At 72.5% G+C, this 23,949-nt stretch carries 21 protein-coding genes; 10 read left to right on the top strand and 11 right to left on the bottom strand.

What is annotated here, in order from left to right:
* Positions 1–20: 20 nt before the first annotated feature.
* Positions 21–2,084, top strand: a complete 2,064-nt coding sequence (locus N538_RS0105250) for a S8 family serine peptidase (RefSeq protein WP_028636437.1) — start codon at positions 21–23, stop codon at positions 2,082–2,084.
* 114 nt (positions 2,085–2,198) lie between these two features.
* Here N538_RS0105250 and N538_RS0105255 read toward each other — a convergent pair whose 3' ends face one another.
* The 7 genes from N538_RS0105255 to N538_RS0105285 all read right to left on the bottom strand — a co-directional run bounded on the left by N538_RS0105255 (position 2,199) and on the right by N538_RS0105285 (position 10,264).
* Entirely contained in the window at positions 2,199–3,800 is a 1,602-nt protein-coding gene (locus tag N538_RS0105255; protein WP_028636438.1) for an AMP-binding protein, read from the bottom strand.
* 10 nt (positions 3,801–3,810) lie between these two features.
* Complete coding sequence (locus N538_RS0105260; RefSeq protein ID WP_028636439.1) at positions 3,811–4,365, bottom strand: dihydrofolate reductase family protein; 555 nt, start codon at positions 4,363–4,365, stop codon at positions 3,811–3,813.
* Positions 4,366–4,437: 72 nt separating this feature from the next.
* A complete protein-coding gene (locus N538_RS23930; protein WP_051548809.1) occupies positions 4,438–4,848 on the bottom strand; it encodes an SRPBCC family protein in 411 nt (136 codons plus the stop codon).
* Between the two features lie 149 nt (positions 4,849–4,997).
* Complete coding sequence (locus N538_RS23935) at positions 4,998–7,370, bottom strand: immune inhibitor A domain-containing protein (RefSeq protein WP_051548810.1); 2,373 nt, start codon at positions 7,368–7,370, stop codon at positions 4,998–5,000.
* A 178-nt stretch (positions 7,371–7,548) separates the two neighbouring features.
* Positions 7,549–8,553 (bottom strand): RDD family protein, encoded by a 1,005-nt coding sequence (locus N538_RS0105275; RefSeq protein WP_028636440.1) that lies wholly within the window; start codon positions 8,551–8,553, stop codon positions 7,549–7,551.
* Entirely contained in the window at positions 8,550–9,434 is an 885-nt protein-coding gene (locus N538_RS0105280) for an FHA domain-containing protein (protein WP_028636441.1), read from the bottom strand. The genes N538_RS0105275 and N538_RS0105280 overlap by 4 nt, the downstream gene beginning before the upstream one ends.
* Positions 9,431–10,264, bottom strand: coding sequence for a PP2C family protein-serine/threonine phosphatase (locus N538_RS0105285; protein WP_036569539.1), 834 nt, complete (start codon positions 10,262–10,264; stop codon positions 9,431–9,433). Before N538_RS0105285 ends, N538_RS0105280 begins: the two co-directional genes overlap by 4 nt.
* A gap of 30 nt (positions 10,265–10,294) precedes the next feature.
* Between N538_RS0105285 and N538_RS0105290 the strand changes: the two genes are divergently transcribed.
* The 4 genes from N538_RS0105290 to N538_RS0105305 are packed head-to-tail and all read left to right on the top strand — an operon-like array spanning position 10,295 to position 15,174.
* Positions 10,295–12,541 carry a helicase C-terminal domain-containing protein gene (locus N538_RS0105290; RefSeq protein WP_028636442.1) on the top strand — a complete coding sequence of 749 codons (2,247 nt, stop codon included), beginning with the start codon at positions 10,295–10,297 and terminating at the stop codon, positions 12,539–12,541.
* Positions 12,542–12,557: 16 nt separating this feature from the next.
* Positions 12,558–13,085 (top strand): CGNR zinc finger domain-containing protein, encoded by a 528-nt coding sequence (locus N538_RS0105295; RefSeq protein ID WP_028636443.1) that lies wholly within the window; start codon positions 12,558–12,560, stop codon positions 13,083–13,085.
* Positions 13,082–14,725, top strand: a complete 1,644-nt coding sequence (locus tag N538_RS0105300) for a DNA repair helicase XPB (protein WP_028636444.1) — start codon at positions 13,082–13,084, stop codon at positions 14,723–14,725. The genes N538_RS0105295 and N538_RS0105300 overlap by 4 nt, the downstream gene beginning before the upstream one ends.
* Positions 14,726–14,784: 59 nt before the next feature.
* A complete protein-coding gene (locus N538_RS0105305) occupies positions 14,785–15,174 on the top strand; it encodes a hypothetical protein (RefSeq protein ID WP_028636445.1) in 390 nt (129 codons plus the stop codon).
* Here the strand turns inward: N538_RS0105305 and N538_RS23940 are convergent.
* Complete coding sequence (locus N538_RS23940; protein WP_155991972.1) at positions 15,164–17,893, bottom strand: hypothetical protein; 2,730 nt, start codon at positions 17,891–17,893, stop codon at positions 15,164–15,166. The two genes, N538_RS0105305 and N538_RS23940, sit on opposite strands and share 11 nt — an antisense overlap.
* A gap of 149 nt (positions 17,894–18,042) precedes the next feature.
* Here N538_RS23940 and N538_RS23945 point away from each other — a divergent pair, with 149 nt between their 5' ends.
* The 4 genes from N538_RS23945 to N538_RS0105330 all read left to right on the top strand — a co-directional run bounded on the left by N538_RS23945 (position 18,043) and on the right by N538_RS0105330 (position 21,826).
* Positions 18,043–18,297: a hypothetical protein gene (locus N538_RS23945; RefSeq protein WP_036569541.1), complete on the top strand. Its 255-nt coding sequence runs from the start codon at positions 18,043–18,045 to the stop codon at positions 18,295–18,297.
* 64 nt (positions 18,298–18,361) lie between these two features.
* Positions 18,362–19,561 (top strand): phosphoglycerate dehydrogenase, encoded by a 1,200-nt coding sequence (gene serA / locus N538_RS0105320; RefSeq protein ID WP_028636446.1) that lies wholly within the window; start codon positions 18,362–18,364, stop codon positions 19,559–19,561.
* A 97-nt stretch (positions 19,562–19,658) separates the two neighbouring features.
* A complete protein-coding gene (locus N538_RS0105325) occupies positions 19,659–20,525 on the top strand; it encodes an oxygenase MpaB family protein (RefSeq protein WP_028636447.1) in 867 nt (288 codons plus the stop codon).
* 47 nt (positions 20,526–20,572) lie between these two features.
* Complete coding sequence (locus N538_RS0105330; RefSeq protein WP_028636448.1) at positions 20,573–21,826, top strand: MSCRAMM family protein; 1,254 nt, start codon at positions 20,573–20,575, stop codon at positions 21,824–21,826.
* On the opposite strand, the gene N538_RS0105335 is transcribed toward N538_RS0105330, so the two are convergent.
* Complete coding sequence (locus N538_RS0105335) at positions 21,823–22,197, bottom strand: nuclear transport factor 2 family protein (RefSeq protein WP_028636449.1); 375 nt, start codon at positions 22,195–22,197, stop codon at positions 21,823–21,825. The genes N538_RS0105330 and N538_RS0105335 overlap by 4 nt on opposite strands.
* A 75-nt stretch (positions 22,198–22,272) precedes the next feature.
* Between N538_RS0105335 and N538_RS0105340 the strand changes: the two genes are divergently transcribed.
* The gene (locus tag N538_RS0105340) at positions 22,273–22,881 is read left to right on the top strand and encodes an HD domain-containing protein (RefSeq protein WP_231496142.1); all 609 of its coding nucleotides are present in this window, start codon (positions 22,273–22,275) and stop codon (positions 22,879–22,881) included.
* A gap of 46 nt (positions 22,882–22,927) precedes the next feature.
* On the opposite strand, the gene N538_RS0105345 is transcribed toward N538_RS0105340, so the two are convergent.
* Positions 22,928–23,191 carry a DUF4031 domain-containing protein gene (locus N538_RS0105345; RefSeq protein WP_028636451.1) on the bottom strand — a complete coding sequence of 88 codons (264 nt, stop codon included), beginning with the start codon at positions 23,189–23,191 and terminating at the stop codon, positions 22,928–22,930.
* Positions 23,188–23,898 carry a copper homeostasis protein CutC gene (locus N538_RS23950; protein WP_036569543.1) on the bottom strand — a complete coding sequence of 237 codons (711 nt, stop codon included), beginning with the start codon at positions 23,896–23,898 and terminating at the stop codon, positions 23,188–23,190. Before N538_RS23950 ends, N538_RS0105345 begins: the two co-directional genes overlap by 4 nt.
* Between the last annotated feature and the right edge of the window lie 51 nt (positions 23,899–23,949).

Consider the following 23,949-nt stretch of genomic DNA (forward strand, 5'->3'; position numbering starts at 1 on the left):
GCAGTGTTCGAGGGGGAACCGTGCGAGCGAGGGCCGCGACCGGTGCAGCTGCGCTGGCGGTCGCCCTCGGCGTCTTGGTCCCGGCGCACCCGGCCACCGCCGCGCGCGGCGAGGAGCTCTACCTGGTCACGCTCGAGGGACCCGGCGCCAGCGGGCTGCTGGGCAGCCTCTCGCTGAGCGCCGAGCAGGACCGGGTGCTCACCGCCGTCGGCGCTCCCGAGCCGGTCTACCGGTGGACCACCGCGCTCAACGGCGTCGCCGTACGCCTCACCGCCGGGCAGGCCGCTGACCTCCGGCGGAACGCCGAGGTGGCGCTCGTGGAGAAGGACGAGGTGCGCCCGCTCGCCGGGCGGACCGGCCGGGCCGGGCTCGTGCCGGGGCTGCCGTCGCGCGACCGGGGCGGCGCGGGCGCGGTGATCGGCGTCGTCGACACCGGGATCGCGCCGGAGAGCCCGGTGTTCTCGACCGTGTCCGGCCTCGGGCGGGCACCGCGCGACTTCCACGGTGCCTGCCAGCCCGGCGACGGGTGGGCGACCGACACCTGCACCCGCAAGCTGGTCGGCGCCCGCTGGTTCGTCGACGGCTTCGGCGCCGACCGGGTGCGCTCGTCGGAGTCGCTGTCTGCGCGCGACGACGACGGCCACGGCACCCAGGTCGCCTCCATCGCCGCCGGCGACTCCGACGTGCCCGCGCGGGTCGCGGACCAGCACCTCGGCACGTACGCCGGGGTGGCGCCGCAGGCCCGCCTCGCGATCTACAAGGCCTGCTGGACCGCCCCCGACCCGCGTGACGACGGCTGCTCCACCGCCGACCTGGTGAGCGCGATCGACGCGGCCACCCGGGACGGAGTCGACGTGCTGAACCTCTCGGTGGGCGGGCCGGCCGGCTTCGACACCGTCGAGCGCGCGCTGCTCGGCGCGGCCGAGCACGACGTCGTGGTCGTCGGTGCGGCCGGGAACTCCCCCGACCGGGTCGCCGCCCACGGGTCGCCGTGGGTGACGACGGCCGGCGCGACCACCGGGCCGGTGCGCGAGGGCCGCGTGGTGCTGTCCGACGGGAGGTCGTTCACCGGCGCGATGGCCTCCGCGGACCGGGTCTCCGGCAGGCTGGTGATCGGCGCCGACGCCGCCGCCGAGGACTCGACGAGGAGTGCGGCCCGGGTCTGCACCCCCGGCAGCCTGGACGCCTCGGAGGTCGCGGGCCGGGTGGTCCTGTGCGACCGCGGCGCGATCGGCCGGGTCGACAAGTCTGCCGCGGTCGCGCAGGCGGACGGCGCCGGCATGGTGCTCGCCAACCGCGGCCCGGGATCCGAGGTCGCCGACTTCCACACCGTCCCGACGGTCCACGTCGACGCAGTCGCCGGCCGTGCCCTGCGCCGGTACGACGGAGCTGTGCGGCTGGTCCCGCTCGGCGCGGAGCGGACCCCTCCGCACGTCGCCCGCTGGTCGAGCACCGGCGACCCGTCCGGACCGGTCCTCAAGCCCGACCTGGTCGCGAACGGCACCGGGGTCCTCGGCGCGGTGCCCGGCGATGACGCGTGGGACCTGGCGTCCGGGACCTCGGTCGCCTCCGCCGTCACCAGCGGGGCGGCCGCCCTGCTGGTCGCCCGGCATCCCGACTGGGCGGCCGCGACGGTCCGGTCGGCCCTGGTGACCACCGCCCGCCGGGTCCCGGGCACCGCCGTGCTGAGTGCCGGTGCAGGCCGGGTGGTCGCCGACCCCGCGCTCCGCCCCGGCCTGGCGTACCAGGTCGCACCCGGCGACTACCGCGCCTGGCTGACCGGCACGCTGACCGGAGACCTGAACACCCCGTCGATCCTGCTCACCGGGAGCGCGGACACCGCCGTTCGCACGATCACGAACGTGACCGGCCGGCGGCTCTACTTCTCGTCGCGGGCGACCGGGTTCGTCCACCACCGGGTGCGCGTCACCCCGGCGGCGGTCCGGCTCGGCCCGGGCGAGAGCGCGAGGTTCACCGTCACGGTCGGCCGCACCTCCGTGCCGCAGCCGGACGACGACGGCTGGATCACGTGGCGCGGCGCGACCGGGACCGTGACCCGGATCCCCGTCGTGATCTCGCGCTGACCAGCAGCACCCCGGCCGGGCGGTCGCGCCAATTGACCGTCGAGTGACGCGAACTGGCTGGAATCCGGGCCGGATCACGACCAGTTCCCGTCACTCGACGGGAGATGACCGGCCTCAGGACAGGCCGAGGGCCCGCGCGGACTCCTCGCGCATCTGGACCTTGCGGATCTTGCCGGTCACGGTCATCGGGAACTCGTCGACGACCATCACGTAGCGCGGGATCTTGTAGTGCGCGAGCCGGCCGTCGACGAAGGCACGGACGGCGTCCGCGTCGAGCGGCTCGGCGCCGTCGCGCAACTTGATCCAGGCGCAGAGCTCCTCGCCGTACTTCTCGTCCGGTACGCCGACGACCTGGACGTCCTCGACGTCGGGGTGCTGGTAGAGGAACTCCTCGATCTCGCGGGGGTAGATGTTCTCCCCACCGCGGATCACCATGTCCTTGATCCGGCCCACGATGGTGCAGTAGCCGTCCTCGCGCATCTCGGCGAGGTCGCCGGTGTGCATCCAGCCGTCGGCGTCGATCGCCTCGGCGGTCTTCTCGGGGTCGTCCCAGTAGCCGAGCATCACCGAGTAGCCGCGGGTGCACAGCTCACCCGTCTCCCCGCGCTCCACCGTCGCCCCGGACACCGGGTCGACGATCTTCACCTCGACGTGCGGGTGGACCCGGCCGATCGTGGCGGTACGCCGCTCCAGGTCGTCGTCGGAGCGGGTCTGGCAGGAGACCGGCGACGTCTCGGTCATGCCGTACGCGATCGACACCTCCGCCATGTGCATGTCGTTGACGCAGCGCTTCATCACCTCGACCGGGCAGATCGAGCCGGCCATGATGCCGGTGCGCAGCGACGACAGGTCGTGCTCGGCGAACGTCGGGTGGTTCTGCATCGCGATGAACATCGTCGGCACGCCGTACACGCCGGTGCAGCGCTCCTCGGCGATCGTGCGCAGGGTGATCTCGGGGTCGAAGCCCGGCGCGGGGATCACCATCGTGGCGCCGTGGCTGGTGCAGCCGAGGTTGCCCATCACCATCCCGAAGCAGTGGTAGAACGGCACCGGGATGCACAGGCGGTCCTGCTCGGTGAAGCCGATCAGCTCGGTCGTGAAGTAGCCGTTGTTGAGGATGTTGCGGTGGCTGAGCGTCGCGCCCTTGGGGTAGCCGGTCGTGCCGGACGTGTACTGGATGTTGATCGGGTCGTGCGGCGACAGGGTCCAGGTCACCACGTCGGCGAGCGACCCCTGCGCCGAGGCCAGGGCGTCCCACTCCGGCGAGCCGAGGTAGACGACCTGCTCGACCGGGGTCTGGTCGACGACCTCGGTGACCATCGCGCGGTAGTCGCTGGTCTTGAACGAGGGCGCCGAGACGAGCAGCCTCGTGCCCGACTGGTTCAGCGCGTACGACAGCTCGTGGGTCCGGTACGCCGGGTTGAGGTTGACCAGGATCGCGCCGATCCTGGCGGTCGCGTACTGGGTCAGGGTCCACTCGGCGCAGTTGGGCGACCAGATGCCGACCCGGTCGCCCTTGCCGATCCCGGCGCGGACGATCCCGACGGCGAGTGCGTCGACGTCGCGGTCCAGCTCCGCCCAGGTCCACCGCCGGCCGGACGCCACGTCGACGAGGGCCTCGCGCTCGCCGTACGCCGCGACCGTGCGCTCGAGGTTCGCGCCGATCGTCTCCTCGAGGAGCGGCGGCTGGGTCTCTCCGGCGGCGTAGGACTCCATGGAGGCGAAACTACGCCTGCCTCCTGAAGACCTGGTACTGCACGCCGTTGGAGAACGCGGTGCTCTCGGCCAGGGTCAGCTTCACCTTGTCCTCGGCGTCGTCCGGGAACAGCCGGCGGCCGCTGCCGAGGATGACCGGGAAGACCGTGAGCCGCAGCTCGTCGACCAGCCCGGCCACCAGCAGGCTCTGCGTGAGGGCGATGCTGCCGGTCACGTTGATCGGCCCGCCGTCGCCCTCCTTGAGCGCCGCGACGTCGTCGAACGAGATGACCGTGGAGTTGTTCCACTCGGGGTCGGTGACGGTCGAGGACACGACGTACTTGGGCATCGCGTTGAACTTCGCGAAGTAGTCCATCGTGGGCCAGACGGCCGCGAACGCCTCGTAGGAGCGGGCGCCCAGCAGGAGGGCCGCTGCCTCCTCCTGCTCGCGGGCCTTGGCCTCGTAGACGGCCGGGTCGGGCTCGACGTCGAGCGTCCAGCCGGTGTGCCGGTAGCCGGGCTCCCCGCCGGGCGCCTCGGCGACGCCGTCGAGGGAGACGAAGTGGGTGGTGACCAGGGTGCGCATCGGAGTTCCTCCCGTGGGTATGGATCTGTCAGCAACTCCACGAACGGGTGTGCCCCGGTACGACAGGTCGGGTCAGGACTTCTGCTCGGCCATCCGGACCAGGGCCTCGAGCGCCTTCGGGGTGTCACCCGTGACGATCGGCCCGACGTCGGCGGCACCGGGCCCGGAGAGGTGCGTGCGCACGGTGACCTCCGAGCCCGTGTCGGTGGCCTTGACCTCGTGGTCGATGTGGATGACCAGGTCACCCATCGTGACCCGGTCCAGGAACCGGCTGTTCGGCTCGACGATCTCGAGGACGAACGGCGCCTCGAGGCCACCGACGAGGGTCATCGTCCCCGCGGCGCCCTCGGCGAAGTGGCCCTCCATGCAGACCTGCTGCACGGACGGGTCCCAACAGTGCCAGCTGCCGACGTCCGACCACAGGTGCCAGACGTCCTTCGGAGATGCGCTCGTCGTGACGGTGCCCTCGTACTCGAAGCTCATAGAGGCACGCTACGCATCCGCCTCCGTCGCGGGAAGGCCGCGGGAACCACCGGGTCGAGATAGTTCTGGACGCCGTGGTCGGCCGCACACGAAGCGATGGGCCCCGCCGATCCCTGGGGATCGACGGGGCCCATCACGTCATCCGCGTGTCAGCTGGCCTTCGGGGTGTGGACCCGAACGATCATCACGCCGTTCCTCTTGACCTTGAGCACCGTGATCGTGGTCCCGGTCTTCGGCGGGTTCACGCCGATCCAGCCCGGCTTGTACGAGCCGGGGTGGTCGGCCGCACCGTGCTTGTCGCGCGAGTGCCACCAGGTCTGGGTGTCGTCGAACTTCGACACGGCCTTGCGGGCGGGGAGGTTGACCTTCTCGCCGTTCAGCCAGACCGTCTGGGCGTCGGTCTTCCTGACCCCGAACGTGGAGTCCAGCGTCTGGACCTTCGTCCGGAGCAGCTGGTCGCCCAGGTGCACCAGACCCGGGTGGGCGTCGACCGGGAGGATCTGGCCCTCGCCGGGGTGGTCACCCACGTTGTTGTCGCTGTACTCGGTGTTCCAGTACGAGATCAGCGCGCCCGGCTGGAACTTCAAGAAGTCCACCCAGTTCGACATCTTCAGGCTGTGCACGTTGCGGAAGTTGTAGACGTGCGACAGCAGGTTGTCGTTGCCGACGTACTGGCGGTTGTCGACGATGTAGGCGTTCATGAACGACTGCATCTCGTGACCGGTGGTGGTACGGAAGCCGTCGAGCGTCCAACCCTCGTCGGTCTCGGCGGTGCCCAGGGTGGTGCCGTCGAGCGCCACGTTGTCGACCCGCAGGCCGGTGCCGGCGACAGCCGGGTCCGTGACGTAGTGGAACCGGACGCCGGTCGCGTCGGCCGGGATGTCGGCGGTCAGGTCGGCCCACTCGCCGTCCGTGGTGCCCGACGTGCCGTTGTTGTCAGCGGCGTCACTGAGGTTCGTCGGGACCGGCGCCCAGTCCGAGCTGGCGGTCTTCGACTCGACGTACCAGTAGTCGTAGTCCTTCTCGGTGTCGTAGCTGACCTCGGCGGTCAGCTGGCCACCAGCGGCGACGTCGTGGGCCATCGAGGTGCTGATCTCGTTGCCCTTGTCGCTGTAGAAGTACTTCGTCCCGCCGTCAGCGGCCGGGTCGCCCAGGTCCAGCGGGACCTGGCGGTTCGGCAGCATGACGAGCGCGGCCTTCTTGCCGGCGCTGTCGGACGAGTTCGGGTTGATCCGGAACGTCTCGTTCTTGCCGAGGCCGACCTTGCGGTAGTTCAGCCAGCCGAGCTGCAGCTTCTCCCAGGCGCCGAAGGACTGCGGCCGGTCGCCGATGCCCTGGTCGCGCTTGGCGGTGCCGCGGGACTGCGACATCAGCGACCAGTGCTCGACGGTGTTCGAGGCGCCACCGGTGTTGCCGGAGGTGTCGTACAGGTCCGGCAGGCCGAGGTCGTGGCCGAACTCGTGCGCGAAGACGCTCAGGCCGCCGTTCTCGGGCTGGATGGTGTAGTTGCCGACCCACACTCCGGTCGGGTTGTTCGGGATGTCGACCTTCGCGCCGTTCGGGTCGGACAGACCGCCCTCACCGACGTTGACGCCACCGAACTTGCCGCCGTCCGTCGGGCCGGTGCCGTAGGGCTCGATCTGCGCGAAGGACTTGTGGCTCCAGATGGCGTCGTTGCCGTACAGCGGGTCGCCGTCGGCCTCGTCGCCGCCCGCGTGGACGATCTGGAAGTGGTCGATGTAGCCGTCCGGCTCGTTGAAGTTGCCGTCCCCGTCGTAGTCGTACCGGTCCTGCTGGTCGAACGACTTGAGGTAGGCGGTGATCTCGTCCATGGTCTTGCCGGCCCGGAGCTGATCGTCGACCCAGATGGCGAGGGCGTCACGGATGAGGAAGTACGTGCTGCTGCACACGATGTCGCCGCAGTAGTCGCGTCCGTAGCGGGCCTCGTTGAACGGGACCTTCACCCAGTCGGTGACCGTGCCGTCGATCGAGTAGTGGCCCGAGGACTGCTGCTGGTAGAACTCCTTCATCCGGTTGAAGTAGAGGTTCTGGTAGTGCGACTGGTCGTAGTCGGGCTGCCAGTTGGTGGAGTTGTCCACCTTGCGGTCCGGCTTCGGGATCTGGTTGTGCAGCGGGCCGTCGACGCGCTGGGCATCGTCCGACTGGCCGGGGTACGCCGAGTGCTGGGTGTTCCCGAACTCGGCGAGCACGACGAAGATCTTGTCGGTCTGCTCGGGGGTGCCGACGCGGCCGTACTTGCCCTTGCCGAGCTTGACCGAGTCACCGGTGCCGCCGGTGCGGATCTGCTTCTCGAGCGCGGCCCGGTTGCGCTCGTCGTACTTCTTCTCCCACGGCTGGTCGAAGACGTCCGAGACGACCTTGCCGAGGGCGGGTGCCCCCGGGTCGGCGTACCGGTCCGTGTCGGACGGCGCCGCGCCGGCCTGCGGGGTGGTGAGCGACAGCGCTGTTGCCGCCGCGATGAGGGTTGCGGTCGCCGAGGCGGCGACGCGGGTCCTTCGCAAGAGATGCCTCCTGAGGTGTCGGGGCGTGGTCCGCCCGGGATTCCTGGCAGAGTCCGACACCGGATCGCAGTGCCGAGTCACTGGTCAGGGGGGAGCAGTTGACACGGCCGGACGCGCCGAGCGGAAGAGCCGGGCCCGTTCGTTATCGGACCGTGACCAAAACCGGGAGATGTCCCGCTCAGGGCTCCCGCGCGACCGACATGATCCGGTCACCGAACCGGACGTGGTCGCCGTCGAGCAGCGTCGTCGGCCGCCCGGCGGTGAGATCGCGCGCGACGCCCTGGCGCAGCAGCACCGATCCGTTCGTGGATCCGCGGTCCATCACCACCAGCACGCCGTCCGCAACGACCTGCAGCTGCGCGTGGGTCTTCGAGAGCGACATGTCCTCCGAGCGCAGCGCGACGAGGTGCCCGGGCCTCTCCCCGGACCGCGGCTCGGGCTTGCGGCCGACCAGGGTCAGACCCTCGACGACGAACGACTCGCCCGAGTCGAAGCTGACCCGCCACCGCGCGACCGGTCCCGGAGCGTCGGGCACCAGCGGGTAGCCCAGCTGCTGCTTCGGCGGGACCGCCTCCCGCACGGCGGCGCGGTGCTGCGGCGCGGCCGCAGGGGCCGGCCCGGGCGGAGTCACCGGCGGAGCCGGCGGAGGAGTCGCCGGTGGGGGCACCAGTCGCATCGCGGTGAGGTTCACGACGTGCCGAGGCCCCACCTCGACCTCCTCCGGCTCCTCGGGCGCCGGGCGTACGTCGAGCACCTCCGAGCCGCACACCCGATCGTGCCAGCCGTGCCGGCGCCCGCTCGGGTCCATCGCCGCGGTCCAGGCGAGGGTCGCGGTCCCGAGGCCGAAGGTCGGCAGCGTGGCGAGCCCCAGGACCAGCTGGCGCAGCAGCGCGGGACCGGCGCCGATCGGGCCGCCGGTGCCGACGCCGAGGACCCGGATGCCGACCACGGCGTTGCCCGGGGAGCTGCCGGTGAGACCGAGCACGACGGCGAACCCGGCGTACACCACCAGCACGACGGCCGCGACGGTGGCGACGCCCGCGACGACCCGGCCGTCGTCGACGAGGTAGCGCCACGCGAGGTACGCCGCGACCGCATCGATCGTCCACGCGACCAGCCGGTCGACCGCGAACGCGTAGAACCGGCGGTCCAGGTCGGCCGGTTCGTCGGGCCGGGGGCTCACGGGTTGACGACCTGGATGCTCACTCCGTCCCCGAGGTCGAGCACGGCGCCGGGGATCAGCTGGACGGCGACCCCGGCCTTGAGGTCCTCGGGCGGCAGCCCCGGCTGGACGAGGAGGGTGCCGTTCGTGGAGCCGAGGTCGGTGACGACGGCGGAGCCGTGGTCGGCACCCGACCCGGGACGGATCTCGAGGTGGGTCGCGGAGATCTCCTGGTGCGGGCTGTCCACGCGGACCTGGCGCGACTCGTCGCCGGCGCCGGCGCGGGTCTCCGGCGCCCGACCGACCAGGACGACGCGGTCGACGTCGACGGCGTGGCCGCCGGAGAACAACAGCCGGGCGACCGGCCGGGCCGTGACGGCGGGGGCCGGGGGCTGGCCGGGGATGCCGGGCAGCGCCCGCTCGGGGGTCGGGGTGCCACCCTGGGTGAGGCCGTCGTGGTCGACGTCGATGCGGGCGTCCTCGTCCTGCCACTCGGCGGACGCGATCCGCACCAGGCCACCGGACAGCACCAGGTCCTCGGCGCCGTGCTCACCGGACACCTCGAGGTGGATCCGGTTGACACCGGCGATGGTGCGCTCCACCCAGGTCGTCGCGGAGTCGCCGTCGACGTGCACGACCTCGTCGCCGGCGGCGAAGTGCGCGTACGCAGCGCCCCGGAGCACCACCCGGGTCTCGGCGCCGTCGCGGCTGACGAGCACGAAGCCCGGCAGGTCGCGCAGCCCGGCGGAGATCAGCGCGTCGAGGGTCTCGTCGAAGCCGGCACCGTCGTCGACGAGCTCCCAGACGCCCGCCACCCGTGCCTTCTCCGACGGCGGCAGCACGACGACGGCGTTCTCGCCGAAGATGCCGAACCAGTCGCCGCCGCGGTAGGACCAGCTCACGAGCCGCCCCCCAGCTTCTCCTCGAGGCTGGCGCGCTGGCGCTCGGCGTCGTAGGCCTCGTCGGCGCCCTCGGCGGAGATGCCGACGACGTCGACGACGACGGCGGTGGCGTTGTCCTCGCCGCCGGCGACGACCGCGGCCGCGACCAGCCGGTCGGCGGCGTCCCGCGGGTCGGCCGCCTCCCCGAGGATGGTGGCGATCGTGTCGTCGTCGAGCATGCCGCTGACGCCGTCGCTGCAGAGGACGATGCGCTCCGCCTCGGCCAGGGGTACGACGAAGTAGTCGGCCTGCACGCCCACGTCGTCGCCGAGGGCCCGGGTGATGACGTTCCGGTCCGGGTGGGTCGCGACCTGCCCGGGGGTGATCTGCCCGGCCTCGACGAGCTCCTGGACCAGGCTGTGGTCGGTGCTGACCTGGTCGAGCCGGCCGTCGCCGAACCGGTACACGCGTGAGTCGCCGAGGTTCGCGAGCAGCCAGGCCGGGCCGCCGGCCTCCTCGACGAGGAGCGCCGCGACCACGGTGGTCCCCGCGCTGCGGCGCCGTTCGATGCCGTGGCGCTCCTGCTCGTCGGCGAACTCCAGGATCCGGCGCTGCGCCGCGTCGAGAGCGCCGGCCACGGCGTCCCGGCCGCGGGTCGGGTCGTAGCCGGCCTCGGCCATCCGGCCGAACTCCTCGACCGCGATCGCGCTGGCGACGTCACCGCCCGCGTGGCCACCCATGCCGTCCGCGACGACGTACACAGGCGGTACGGCGAGGTAGGCGTCCTCATTGACCTCGCGGACCCGCCCGACGTCGGTCGCAGCACCGTGGTGCAGCTCGACCTGCCTCATCCCGCGCACCCTGCCGGTAATTTGGGAGGGATGTCCACGGGATACCGCTCTCTCGCCGACCAGCTGCGCAGCTGGCCGGACGACCGGCTGTCCCGCCTGCTCATCGACCGTCCCGATCTCGCCACACCGGCCCCTCACGACTCAGGCCAGCTGGCGTCACGTGCGGCCACCCGGTCCTCGCTGCTGCGCGCGCTCGACCAGCTGACACACGCCGAGCTCAGTGTCCTAGATGCCCTCGTGGTCGCCGGCCAAACCACCGGACCCGCGCTCGCGGCGCTCGTCGACGCCGCCCCGGCCTCGGTGGAGGCCGCGGTGGACCGGTTGCTCGGGCTCGCGCTCGCGTGGGAGACACCGCAGGGTCTCCGGGCGCTGAGCGGGGTCGCCGACGCGCTGTCACTCAGCGGGCTGCGGCCGTTCTCCGCCGAGGCGCCGGCGCAGGAAGAGGTGCGCCGACGGCTCGGCGAGCTGTCGGAGCCGGCCCGGGCGCTGCTGGAGCACGTGCTGGCGTCGGGCGGCGAGGCGACGACCGGCACCTCGCGGCACACGGTGCTCCCCGAGGACGCGGAGACGCCCGCGGAGGAGCTGCTCGCGCGCCGGCTGCTGGTGCCCCGCGGAGGCGGCGTCGTGGTGCTGCCGGGCGAGGTCGGTGTGGCGCTGCGGGGTGGCCGGACCACCACCGAGCGCGTCGACGACGTGCCGGAGCCGGCCACCTCGGAGCGGGCGGAGTCGCTGGTCGACCGGGCCGGTGCGGGCGCGGCGTTCGAGGCGGTCCGCCGCGTCGAGCTGCTGCTCGACCACTGGGGGCTCCACCCGCCGGCCGCGCTGCGCAGCGGGGGCCTGGGCGTCCGCGACCTCAAGGCGACCGCTGCCGAGCTGCACGTCGACGAGCCGACCGCGGCGACGCTGATCGAGACGGCGTACGCCGCGGGGCTGCTCGCGACCGCCGCCGACCCGGACGGCAACCCGGTCTGGATCCCCACCGACCTGTACGACCAGTGGGTCCAGCGGCCGGTCGTGGAGCGCTGGGCGACGCTGGTCGCCGCGTGGCTGGAGAGCCCGCGGATGCCGGGACTGGTCGGGGGGCGCGACCCGGCCGGCAAGGTGTGGAACGCGCTCGCGCCCGAGCTGGCCGGGGTGCACCAGGCCGAGAGCCGGCGGATGGCGCTCGCGGAGCTGGCCGCGCTGCCGCCGGGGACCGTGCTGGCGGCCGGCACCGGCGTCCCGTCCCTGGTCAAGCGGGTCGCGTGGGTGCGCCCGCGCCGGCCGCGCACCCGCGCCGACCAGGTCGTGTGGTCGCTGGAGGAGGCGGCGGTGCTCGGGCTGGTCTCGCTCAACGGGTTGACGTCGTACGGCCGCGCGTTCCTGGCCGGCGACCGCCCGGTCGCGGAGAAGTCGCTGGCCGCGCTGCTGCCCGAGCCGGTCGATCACGTGCTGCTCCAGGCGGACCTCACGGCGGTGGCCCCCGGGCCGCTGGAGTCGCAGCTGGCCCGCAAGCTGCAGCTGGTCGCCGACGTCGAGTCCCGCGGCGGGGCGACCGTCTACCGGTTCACGCCCGGGTCGGTGCGGCGCGCCCTCGACATGGGCTGGTCGGCCGCGGAGGTGCACGAGTTCGTCGCGTCGGTCTCCCGGACCCCGGTCCCCCAGCCGCTGTCGTACCTCGTCGACGACACCGCCCGGACCTTCGGCACCGTGCGGGTCGGCCACGCCGAGGCGTTCCTGCGCTCCGACGACGAGGCCGCGCTGACCGAGCTGCTGCACCACCCCCGTGCCGGGACCCTCGGGCTGCGACGGCTGGCGCCGACCGTCCTGGTCGCCTCGACGCCGTTGGACGTGCTGCTCCCCCGGCTCCGCGACCTCGGCGCCGCTCCCGTGGTCGAGGCCGCGGACGGCACCGTCCACGTCGCCCGGCCCGACGCCCTGCGCGCGCGGACACCGAGGGAGCACCGCGGCCGCGCCGTCCGCTCCGCGCGGGACGCCGCCCACGTCTCGCACGCCGTGACCGCGATCCGGGCCGGGGACCGCGCGGAGTCCGCCCGCCCCGAGGCGCCCGCGGCGTCGCTGTCGCCCAGCGGCTCCATGGCCGCGCTGCGCGAGGCGGTCGAGTCGCGGTCGACGGTGCTGATCGGGTACGTCGACAACCACGGCACCACCTCCGAGCGGCTCGTCGACCCGCTCCGCGTCGAGGGCGGCTCGCTGACCGCGCACGACCACCGCAGCGACGACGTGCGAACCTTTGCCGTGCACCGCATCACGACGGTGCGGCCGGTAGACGCCTGATCCGTACGATTGAACAGTGGACTTCCTCAAGTACGCCGAGGCCTCGGCCGCGCTGCTGAACGCCGACCTGTCGCAGGTCGACGGCCTGACGGCGTACCTCGAGGGCCGCGACCGGCTCCGCGAGCGGGCGACCGACCGCGACTGCATGCTGCTGCGGAAGTTCCAGCGCGAGCTGCGGCCGGTGTTCGAGGCCGGCCAGGCGGACCGCGTCTCCGAGGTCGTCGGCGGCCTCAACGAGCTGATGTCCCGGCACCCCATCACGCCGCGGATCTCCGACCACGAGCACGGCGACCTGCACCTGCACGTCGCGACCGACAACGCCACCGTCGCCGACCTGGTGGTCGGTGAGTCCCTGCTCGGCCTGGCCACGCTGGTGTGCGACCTCGGCCCCGACCGCCTCGGGGTCTGCTCGGCCGCGCCGTGCACCCACGTCTTCGTGGACACCTCGCCCAACCGGTCCCGCCGCTACTGCTCCGAGCGGTGCTCCTCCCGTGCCAACGTCGCCGCGTTCCGTGCGCGGCAGAAGGCGGGCGTCGTCTCGTGACCCACGACGGTCCCCTCATCGTCCAGTCCGACAAGACCCTGCTCCTCGAGGTCGACCACGAGCGCGCGGCCGACTGCCGCAAGGCGATCGCGCCGTTCGCGGAGCTGGAGCGGTCGCCCGAGCACGTGCACACCTACCGGCTGACGCCGCTCGGGCTCTGGAACGCGCGCGCCGCGGGGCACGACGCCGAGCAGGTCGTCGACACGCTGCTGGAGTACAGCCGGTACGCCGTACCGCACGCGCTGCTCGTCGACGTCGCCGAGACGATGGCGCGCTACGGGCGGCTGCGGCTCGAGAAGCACCCCACGCACGGCCTGGTGCTGGTGTCGAACGACCGGCCCGTGCTCGAGGAGGTGCTGCGCGCCAAGAAGGTCGCCGGGATGGTCGGGGCGCGGCTCGACGACGACACCGTGGTCGTGCACGCGTCCGAGCGCGGCAACCTCAAGCAGGCGCTGCTCAAGATCGGCTGGCCGGCCGAGGACTTCGCGGGGTACGTCGACGGCGAGGCCCACCCGATCGCGCTCGACGAGTCCGAGTGGCACCTGCGCACCTACCAGCGCGAGGCGGCGGAGTCCTTCTGGCACGGGGGATCCGGCGTCGTCGTGCTCCCGTGCGGCGCCGGCAAGACCCTGGTCGGCGCGGCCGCGATGGCGGAGGCGAGGGCGACGACGCTGATCCTCGTGACGAACACCGTGTCCGCGCGGCAGTGGAAGGACGAGCTGGTCCGGCGTACCTCCCTGACGGAGGACGAGATCGGCGAGTACTCCGGCGCCGTCAAGGAGGTGCGCCCGGTCACGATCGCGACGTACCAGGTGCTGACGACGAAGCGGAAGGGCGTCTACCCGCACCTCGAGCTCCTGGACGCCCGCGACTGGGGCCTGATCGTGTACGACGAGGTGCACCTGCTCCCGGCGCCGATCTTCCGGATGACCGCGAACCTCCAGGCCCGGCGGCGGCTCGGCCTGACCGCGACGCTGGTGCGCGAGGACGGCCGCGAGGGCGACGTGTTCTCGCTGATCGGCCCCAAGCGCTACGACGCGCCGTGGAAGGACATCGAGGCGCAGGGCTGGATCGCACCGGCGGACTGCGTCGAGGTGCGGGTGTCGCTGCCCTCGTCGGAGCGGCTGGTCTACGCGACCGCCGAGCCCGAGGAGCGCTACCGGCTGGCGTCCTGCACGCACCACAAGATCGACGTGGTGCGCCAGCTCGTCTCGTCGCATGCCGGCCAGCCGACGCTGGTGATCGGGCAGTACATCGAGCAGCTCGACGAGCTCGCCGCCTCCCTGGACGCGCCGGTGATCAAGGGCGAGACCCCGGTGCGCGAGCGCCAGCGGCTCTTCGACGCGTTCCGCTCCGGTGAGGTGGGGCTGCTCGTGGTCTCGAAGGTCGCGAACTTCTCGATCGACCTGCCCTCCGCCGAGGTCGCGATCCAGGTGTCCGGCTCGTTCGGCTCCCGGCAGGAGGAGGCCCAGCGCCTCGGCCGGCTGCTGCGGCCCAAGACCGAGGGCCGGTCCGCGCACTTCTACACGATCGTCTCCCGCGACACCGTCGACGCCGACTTCGCCCAGAACCGGCAGCGGTTCCTCGCCGAGCAGGGGTACGCGTACCGGATCGTCGACGCCGAGGACCTGCCTGCCTGAGTCCGGCCCGGCCCCGGATTCCTGCACCGTCGGAGCCCGGCGGGCCCTACGCTGCGCGCATGTCCCAGCAGCAGGCGCCGCAGCCGACGGGGTGGATCCGGCTGACCGTCGCGGGCAACTCCCTGACGAGCAACATGATCCGGCCCGCGATCAGGTTCAACGGCTACCCCGTGCACGCCGGGTACGGCGAGTCGACGCACCCGGTCCCGCCCGGCCGCTGGCACGTCGACGCCCGCTGCCAGTGGCTGCGCGAGTACGGCCAGGCCGAGCTCGACGTCGACGTCGCCGAGGGGCAGGCCGTGGACGTCTTCTACGCGCCCCCGTGGCACCAGTTCTCGCGGGGACGGATCGGGCTGGCCCACCAGCAGCGCCCGGGGCTCTGGGTGTTCGTGGTGACGATGCTGTTCGTGCTCCTGATCGTCGTCGGAGCGATCCTCCTCAGCCTCTGACGAAGACCGTCCGCTCGAACCGCGACCTGCCCAGCTTGAGCTTGAGCGTCAGGGCCTCGCGGCCCTCGGCCACGGCGTCCTTGCGGGTCGGGATCCGGAGCGCGACCTGGGTCCGGCCGGCCTTGAGCTCGTCGAACACGTAGGGGTGGTAGGACCACAGCGGCTTGGTGAGGTCGAGGTCCTCGCCGAGGTGCGAGCGGAGCCAGGTGCGGGACACGTCGCCCGCCGCCGCGTTCGGCGCCGGTCCGCGAACCACCCGGCCGGTGACGAACAGGTCGTAGTCGACCGGCCGCGAGAGCGTGACCTGCCACTCCGCGCGATCGCCCTCGGCGACCGTCCGCTCGACCGGGCGGACGGTGATCCGCGGCGTCGGGTCGTCGTCGAGGACGGTGAGGTCGCCGACGTACGCGTCGGTCATCATGTTGCGCACCGCCCACGTCGAGACCTGCGTGATCAGCTTCGCGAAGTCGTCGCGCCGGTCGGCCTGGTAGCTGATCGGGATGCTGCCCGAGGTCTGCCCCGGCGCCAGGTCGATCGTGAACCGCTGGATGTCGCCGACCTGCTGGCCGACGGTGACCACGGAGAACCGGGCCGGGCGGGTGACCGCGCCGCTCACCGTGAACGGCAGGTGCGCGGTGGCCGTGCCCGGGCCGTCGCCCTCGGGGATGCGGACCCGGCCGACGTCGATGGTCGGCAGCCGCTGCTCGGGTACGTCGGCCAGCGCGGCCGGCGCCGTGCCGAGGTCGGCCACCCACACGCGGCCGCCGTCACTTGCGCTGACCAGGTCGACCTGGGTGATGCGGGTCAGGTCGACGCCGGTCGCGCCGGAGGGGTCGACCATCAGGGTCTGCGCCCAGAGCTTCTCGGTGCCGAGGCCCTGGCCGAGCCCCGGCAGGGTGCCGCCGCCGACGGGGGTCAGTACGGCGGCGTCGCCGTCCGCGTCGGTGACCCGGGCCCGCAGGTCGACGTCCCCCGCTTCCGGGTCCACGATCGTGCGCAGCGCGAGCCGGCTCGTGCTCAGGTCGAGGGGGTCGTCGAGGACCATGCCGCCGGACTGGCCCGCCGCCGTCCAGCTCATCTCGAAGAACTCGCGGGGCACCAGCCGCTCGTACTGCTCCGGCCAGTGCGGGTGCACCCCGGCCCAGTCGATGCCGTAGGTGCAGGACGAGCGCTTCGTGGAGTCGTTGACGCCCTGGCACATCCGGGTGCTCGCGCCGTCGGCGAGGTCGAGCGGGGCCGTGCCACCTGGGGTGCGCACGTCGCGGCCGCCCCCGACCGCCTCGCTGAGGACCTGGGCGTCACCGATCGAGGGCACGGTCGCGCGGGAGCCGTCGAACAGCGGCAGCACGGCCTGGTCGTCGTCCGCGAACAGGTGGACCGCGCCGGCGACGTACGCCGTCCCGACCGACTGCTGCTCCGCCGGCGTGAGACGGTCGGGGTTCTTGGTGCCGCACTCGTCGCGCTTCGCGCCGTACCAGTCGTCCCAGGCCGGCGCCTGGGCGAGGCCCGGCGTCCACTCGGTGTTGAAGTAGTTGTGGTTCGCGCCCATCACCAGGACCGAGCTCTTCAGGGACGTGTCGCCCGTCGTGAGATCACGGGAGACGTCGGTGAACCGCTGGCCCTGCAGGTCGCTCACGTCGCCGTCGCAGAACGGCAGGAGCGTCACCGTCGGGACGAACGGCGCGGTCTGGGTGCCGAAGTTCGTCGGCGCGATCAGCACCTGGCCGACGATGCGGTACGGCGCGGTCAGCGGGATCTGGATCGAGGCCCGGTCGACGCCCTCGCCGCCGCGGCTGTGCCCGACGAGCACCACGCGGCTGAGGTCGACCTGGTGGTCGGCGGCGAGGCCGACCCAGTGGTCGAGGTGCCGCTCGACGATCTGGGCGCGCGCGTCGGCGCCACCGTCGGGGAGGCGGTAGTCCTGTGCGTTGATGCCGTTCACGCGGATCGACACGGTCGCGTAGCCCTGGGATGCCAGCACCCGCTGGATGTAGTCGTACCCGAGCTGGCTCGGGATCTCCTTCATCGGCGGCTGGCACGGCCACGAGCCCTCGTCGCCGGAGTCGCCGGGGTCGTAGCAGACGCTGTGGCGGCCGTGCAGGAACAGCACCAGCGGTCGCGGGCCGGTCGGGGCGTCGGCCGCCGGCTCGACGACGTGGCCGACCATCTCGATCGGCTCGGGCATCCCGGCGAGCTTGACCGGGTCGAGCTGGTAGTCGCTGGTGGCCACGGCGTACGGGCCCGGGCTCGCGGGGTCGTCCGCGAGTGTGACCGTGCCCGGGAGGTCGAGCGCCTTGCCCGTCGGCGTGCTCCGGGAGGTGACGCGGGCGCGGTCGTCGCCCGGGTCGTCCAGCCGGTCGCCGGAGAGCAGCACGTCGAGGTCCGCCGGGTCGGGGCGGGTCGCCGAGGTGACGACCGCCTGGACGGTGCGCCCGTCCGCGGCGATGGTCGGGGCCCCGAGGAGCATCCCGGCCGGCCCGACGATGGTCGGCCTGTCGCTGCTCAGCGGGAACCGGCCCGGTGAGCGCCAGGCGACCTGATACCGGTCGCCGCCCAGGGACTGGACCTGCCAGCTCCCCCGGTCACCGGCCACCGTGGCCCGGTCAGGGGCCGCGGCACCCCCGGTGGCGGCGACCGTCGAGGCCGTCGGCGCCAGGATGGTGGTGAGGGCCGCGGCGAACGCGACCAGAACGGCGCCGGTGCGCCTGCGTGCTCCCATGCCGTGCATCATGCCGGTCTCCGCCCTCCACGTCCTGCTGATGATGCACGTACGACGCGCCACGCGCGGATCCGGTTGCAGTCCGCGCCGGCGTCGGCCGGTTTCCGGGTTCCGCCACGACGGCCGGCAGAGCGGTGTCTCCTGGGTGTATGAGCATCCGTACCTTCGTCGCGACCCTCGCGATCGTGCTCGCCGGCCTCGTCTCGGTGCCGGCGCACGCGGCACCGCCGACCGACGTCAGCCTCCGGCTCACCCACCCCTGCACGCGCACCTCGAGCGGCAGCTGCATCCGCGGCGGCGCGTTCTGCCCCCAGGCGAGCTACGGCCACAGCGGCTGGGACGCCCGCGGCCGGCGGTACGTCTGCAAGGGCGACCACACCCACCCGCACTGGATGAGGCCCTGACGCCGCGTCCCAGCGTTCGGCGGCGTTTCGGCCGCACGCCGGGTCCGACCTAGGCTGGCTGACCGTGAAGGTGTTGTTGCTGGAGAACATCCACCCGGTCGCCGTCGAGATCCTCGAGGCGCGCGGCTTCGACGTGGAGCTGCGGACCGGGTCCCTGTCCGAGGACGAGCTGATCGGCGCGCTGCCCGGGGTCCAGCTCCTCGGGATCCGGTCCAACACCCACCTGACCCCGCGGGTGCTCGACGCGGCCTCGGACCTGCTGGCGGTCGGCTGCTTCTGCATCGGCACCAACCAGGTCGACCTGGTCGCGGCCGCCGAGCGCGGCATCGCGGTGTTCAACGCGCCGTACTCCAACACCCGCAGCGTCGTGGAGCTCGTGATCGGCGAGATCATCGTGCTGGCCCGGCGGCTGGCCGAGAAGACCGAGAAGATGCACGCCGGGGTGTGGGACAAGTCCGCCAAGGGCAGCCACGAGATCCGCGGGCGCACACTCGGCATCGTCGGCTACGGCAACATCGGGACCCAGCTGTCGAACCTGGCCGAGGCGATGGGCCTGCGGGTGATCTTCTTCGACACCGCGGACCGGCTCGCGCACGGCAACGCCCGCCGGGTGACCAGCCTCGACGAGCTGCTCGCCGAGGCCGACGTCGTGAGCATCCACGTGGACGGCAGGCCCGGCAACGCCGGGATGTTCGGCGCCGAGCAGTTCGCCAGGATGCGGCCGCGGAGCCTGTTCATCAACGCCTCGCGCGGCATGGTCGTCGACGACGTCGCGCTGCGCGAGAACATCCTGTCCGGCCACATCGCCGGCGCCGCGCTCGACGTCTTCCCGGTCGAGCCCAAGGCGCAGGGCGACCCGTTCGAGTCCGCGCTGCGCGGCCTCGACAACGTGATCCTCACCCCGCACGTCGGCGGCTCCACCCAGGAGGCCCAGGAGGAGATCGGCTACTTCGTGGCGGGCAAGCTCGGCGGCTTCGCGCTGGAGGGCCGCACGGAGCTCTCCGTCAACGTCCCCGCCGTCCAGGCCCCGCAGCTCACCGCCGGCCACCGGATCGGCTTCCTGCACGTCAACGTCCCGGGCGTGCTCGCCAGCGTGAACGGCGTGCTGGCCGACGCCGGCGCGAACGTCACCGGGCAGTACCTCTCCACGCGCGGCGAGCAGGGGTACGTCGTGACCGACACGCTCGACCCGCTGCCCTCCGACGCCCTCGCCAAGCTCGCCGAGGCCGAGCACGCCATCTGGCTCCGGACCTGGGACGCGTGAGCTGCCCGGGTCCGAGCCTGCGAGGACCCGGAACAACAGCCAGGTCGAGGGTGTGCGTCCACAGCTCGACCGTTGCGGCCCGACGTACTGTCGTGGCGTGAGGGCGGTACGAGAGAGGCTGGGCCAGCAGCTGTTCCTGCGCGTCGCGGGACCGGACGGCGCGGCGCACGCCCAGCGGATCCACGGCACGCCCGGGCCGCGGTGGTTCGAGCCGGACAGCCCGATCGCCCGGGTGCACGGCGACGCGGCGATGTTCATCGGCGGGATCCGCGCCGTGCTGCTGCAGACCCTCCACCCGGCCGCGATGCGCGGCGTCGCGGAGCACTCCGGCTACCGCGGCGACATGTGGGGGCGGCTGGCCCGCACCAGCCGGTTCATCGCGGTCACCACGTTCGGGACCGTCGAGGACGCCGAGCAGTCGGTCGCGATCGTGCGCGCCATCCACGACCGGGTCACCGGCACGATGCCCGACGGGTCGACGTACTCCGCAAGCGACCCGCACCTGCTGGGCTGGGTGCACGCGGCCGAGGTGGACAGCTTCCTGCGGGCGCACGACGTGTACGGCGTGGAGCCGCTCGTCGGCGCCGAGCGGGACACCTACGTGGCCCAGAGCGCGGAGATCGCCGCCCGGCTCGGCGTGGTCGACCCGCCGACGACCGAGGCGGAGCTGGCCGAGGTGCTGGCGGCGTACCGGCCGGAGCTGCGCGGCACGCCCGAGGCGCGCGAGGCGGTCGCGTACCTGGTGCTGCACCCGGACCTGCCACTGCTCGCGCGGGCGCCGTACGGCGTGCTCATCGCGGCCGCCGTGGGCCTGATGCCGCGGTGGACCCGGCGGCCGCTGCGGCTGCCCTGGCTGCCGGTCTCGGAGCGGACCGTGGTGCGGGTGCTCGGGGGGCTCGCCACCGGGACGATCCGGTGGGCGATGACTCCCGGCCGGGACGAGCGCGTCTTGAGGAAAGCCTGAACCTTCCTTGCACGGCGGTCCGGACGGGGCTCCCTACGATGAGGCCCATGCGCTCCCCCGCTCGCCGCGTCCGCGCCGTCCTGGTGCTGCTCGTCGCGCTCGTCGCGACGCTGGCCGCCGCCGGTGCCGGCACGCCGGCGCAGGCCGCGGGCGACAAGGGCATCGTCAACGGGGGCATCACCTGTCCGCCCAAGCACTCGAAGTGCCCGGGTCTGAAGCTCCTGTGGTTCGACAGGAACTGGACCTATCTCGGCCAACGAAAGCTCGGCACCGGAGCGCACGGCTACTCCCTGACGCTTCCGGCCGGCACCTACCACCTGCAGTTCGTCGATCAGCGGCCGGCGTACGACGTGACGAAGTACGCGCCGACCGACACCCAGGTGACGGTTCGCCCGAACGACCTCACTGTCCGGAACGTGACGATGCAGGCGGGCGCCGTCATCACCGGCACAGCCAGGAACGGCCACGGTAGGCCGCTGGGCGGTGCCACGATCGTCGCGGCCAGCAAGGGCCAGCAGTCCTTCTCCACCCAGGCCAACGGCAAGGGCCAGTTCGCCATCGGCGGTCTCCCGCAGGGCCAGTACTCCGTCTTCACCTTCGACAGGTCGAAGACCTGGGTGGGCAAGAGCAGCTGGGCTGGAGCGGTGAAGCCGGGCTCGCCCAAGAACATGACCATCACGCTCACCAAACGGGCGGGGCAGATGACCGTCTACCTCTTCTCGCCGAAGGGTCTCCTGAAGCAGAAGACGACCCTCACCGTGACCAGCAAGCAGACCGGCCAGTGGTGGTCGGCGACGTCCGGCAACGGCACCTTCGTGTTCAAGGGGTTGTACGCAGGGGGCTACAACGCCGAGTTCAAGGGGGCGGGTCCGTGGCTCGCGAAGACCGGCGCGGTGCAGAAGGCCGACGTGAAGCCCAACGGCTTCACGTCCGGCAAGTTCAACGTCACGCGGCACGGGGCCTGGGTCGAGGGCAATGTCGTCGACGCATCCCAGACCGGTCGAACCCTCCAGGGCGCGAGGGTGCAGGTCTGGTCGAGCACGGGGAGCGAGCTGGGTGATGCCACCACTGACCAGAACGGCTACTTCCAGGTCACCGGACTCATCTACACGCAGTCGGATGTGACCATCATCGTGCAGCCCGGACCCGATTCCGACTATCTCGGGACGGAGCCGAACCGCTGCCAGTACGTCAGGACCGAGCACGCCGACTTCGACGTCACCGAGAACGAGCACAGCTTTGTCGGCGACCTCGGCATCGATCGCCTGTCTCCGCAGACCAAGCCGGGTTGTGAGGCCTAACCGATGACCATGTCGTCGTCGCCCCAGTAGGCGCGCATCGACGTGATCTTCCCGTCGTCGTCGAAGGCCATCACGTCGAACGGCGCAAGGGTGTAGGTGACCCCGTCCGCGAACGTCTGGACCTCGAAGTGGAACGCCGCACCCCCGCCCGCGACCCGCAGCGTGATCAGCCGGGTCTTCTGCTCCAGGCCCTCGAGGCCGGAGTAGAAGGCGGTGATCGCCTCGGCGCCGGTGAGCACGTCGGACCCGACCGGGTCCTCGACCGTCGCACCCTCGGCGTACAGCGCGGCGATCTCGGCGGCGGTGCCGGTCGCGACCAGGCGTACGTACTCGTCCACGACCTCGCGGATCCGCTCCTTGCTCGCGGTCATCGGTTCCCCCTGATTTCTGCAACACGTTCTATTGGTCTGGCACACCGTAGCGCCCCGGGTGCCGACCCTGCTTCCATGTCCGTCGTGGACCTCCTGCCGGCCTGGCCGCTGCCCGGCGCCCGCGAGCTCGGCGCGCAGCTCGTGGCGTCGTACGCGCACCCCGACCGCGGCTACCACGACTCCCGCCACCTCGCGGAGGTGCTGGAGCGGATCCACGAGCTGGCGAGCCATGACGAGGACTTCGACCGGATGGCGGTCGTGCTCGCGGCGTGGTTCCACGACAGCGTGTACGACGCCCAGCCGGACGCGGAGAAGCGCTCGGCCGCCTGGGCCGCGGAGGCGCTGCCGACGATCGTCGACCCGGCGACCGTGGCCGAGGTGGTCCGGCTGGTGCTGGTCACCGAGCACCACCGCCCCGCCGACGACGACCGCAACGGCTGCACGCTCTCCGACGCCGACCTGGCGATCCTGGCGGCGCCGCGGGACCGGTACGACGAGTACGTCGCCTCGGTGCGCCGCGAATGGGCGCACCTCTCCGACACCGACTTCGCGGCCGGCCGTGCGGCGATCCTCCGGGACCTGCTCGACAAACCGCACCTGTTCCAGACCGCGTACGCCCGGGCCACCTGGGAGGTCACCGCCCGGGCGAACGTGGCGGCGGAGCTCGGCGCGCTGGTCGGGTAGTCCCTGCCCGAAATGTCCTCCAACCGGCCTGCGAACGACATTTTCGTCAGGGACTACCGGTCTTGCGACGCCGGAGGCCGGCCTCGCTGAGCAGCCGCACCAGCTCCCGGGACGAGATTGCGGTGGCGCCGGCGGCCACCACCTGGTCGTACGACTCGGCGGGCACGTCGTAGTGGTCGCGGTCGAAGCCGCGCTCGGGGATGCCGATCACGCGGGCGAACGCGTGCAGCTCGTCGTACGACACGTCGCTGGCCAGGTGCGACCAGAGCCGGCCGTGCCCGGCGGCGTTCGGCGGGTCGATGTAGATCATCCGGCAGTGCGCTGCGCGCGCTCCGTCGCGTCGTCGAGCAGCAGCCGCCACGAGCGGACCAGGCCGGCGTCGACGTAGGACCGGTACGACGCGCCGGTGCGCGCCTGGCGCTCGAGCCGGAACTGGCGGACGCCGGCCCGGACGAACCACGGCACCTGCTCGGCGACCAGGCCGCCGCCGGGCATCAGGGTGCGGGCCACCAGGGGGTCGCCGGCGACCAGCGCGAGGAGCTCGTCGTACCCCGCCTCCAGGCCGCGCGGCGAGCCCGCCGAGCAGACCGCGACCAGGTCGGGCAGGTCCGCGAGCCGGCGCCAGGAGCGGCGCAGGTCGAGGGTGTCGTCGACGGCCCGGCCGAAGGTCCACGGGACGTTCGGCAGCTGGCCGGCGAGGTAGCCGCACACCTCGGCGTCGACCTCGAGGTCGGCGTCCAGGAACTCGAAGGACACCCCGGTGGCGCCGGATCCCAGGTAGTCCTCGGCCAGCCCGACCAGCCGGGTGAGCTCGCCCCCGGTGGTGCTCCAGGTGTCGTTCAGGCGCAGCACCACGAAGACCGGGAGGTCGGTCTCGCGGCAGGCGGCCGACACGGTCGCGGGCTCGGGCGACATGCCCTCCGGTGTCGCGAGGTGCAGCCGGTCGGCGCCGCCCTCCTGCGCGCCGGGGACGTCACGCGGGTCCAGGACGGCGACCTCGAGGAGCGAGGTGTCCATGCGGGCATCGTAGGTCCGCCGGCCGGGCCACGGACGGAGCCGCGCTGGCCC

The organism is Nocardioides sp. URHA0032 (assembly GCF_000620645.1).
GTDB lineage: Bacteria > Actinomycetota > Actinomycetes > Propionibacteriales > Nocardioidaceae > Nocardioides.

Coding starts and splice junctions, on each gene's coding strand:
- N538_RS0105255 (WP_028636438.1), bottom strand. CDS start 3,800: ATGGAGTCCTACGCCGCCGGAGAGACCCAGCCGCCGCTCCTCGAGGAG.
- N538_RS0105260 (WP_028636439.1), bottom strand. CDS start 4,365: ATGCGCACCCTGGTCACCACCCACTTCGTCTCCCTCGACGGCGTCGCC.
- N538_RS23930 (WP_051548809.1), bottom strand. CDS start 4,848: ATGAGCTTCGAGTACGAGGGCACCGTCACGACGAGCGCATCTCCGAAG.
- N538_RS0105285 (WP_036569539.1), bottom strand. CDS start 10,264: ATGAGGCAGGTCGAGCTGCACCACGGTGCTGCGACCGACGTCGGGCGG.
- N538_RS0105290 (WP_028636442.1), top strand. CDS start 10,295: ATGTCCACGGGATACCGCTCTCTCGCCGACCAGCTGCGCAGCTGGCCG.
- N538_RS0105305 (WP_028636445.1), top strand. CDS start 14,785: ATGTCCCAGCAGCAGGCGCCGCAGCCGACGGGGTGGATCCGGCTGACC.
- N538_RS23940 (WP_155991972.1), bottom strand. CDS start 17,893: ATGGGAGCACGCAGGCGCACCGGCGCCGTTCTGGTCGCGTTCGCCGCG.
- N538_RS23945 (WP_036569541.1), top strand. CDS start 18,043: ATGAGCATCCGTACCTTCGTCGCGACCCTCGCGATCGTGCTCGCCGGC.
- N538_RS0105330 (WP_028636448.1), top strand. CDS start 20,573: ATGCGCTCCCCCGCTCGCCGCGTCCGCGCCGTCCTGGTGCTGCTCGTC.
- N538_RS0105335 (WP_028636449.1), bottom strand. CDS start 22,197: ATGACCGCGAGCAAGGAGCGGATCCGCGAGGTCGTGGACGAGTACGTA.
- N538_RS0105340 (WP_231496142.1), top strand. CDS start 22,273: ATGTCCGTCGTGGACCTCCTGCCGGCCTGGCCGCTGCCCGGCGCCCGC.
- N538_RS0105345 (WP_028636451.1), bottom strand. CDS start 23,191: ATGATCTACATCGACCCGCCGAACGCCGCCGGGCACGGCCGGCTCTGG.
- N538_RS23950 (WP_036569543.1), bottom strand. CDS start 23,898: ATGGACACCTCGCTCCTCGAGGTCGCCGTCCTGGACCCGCGTGACGTC.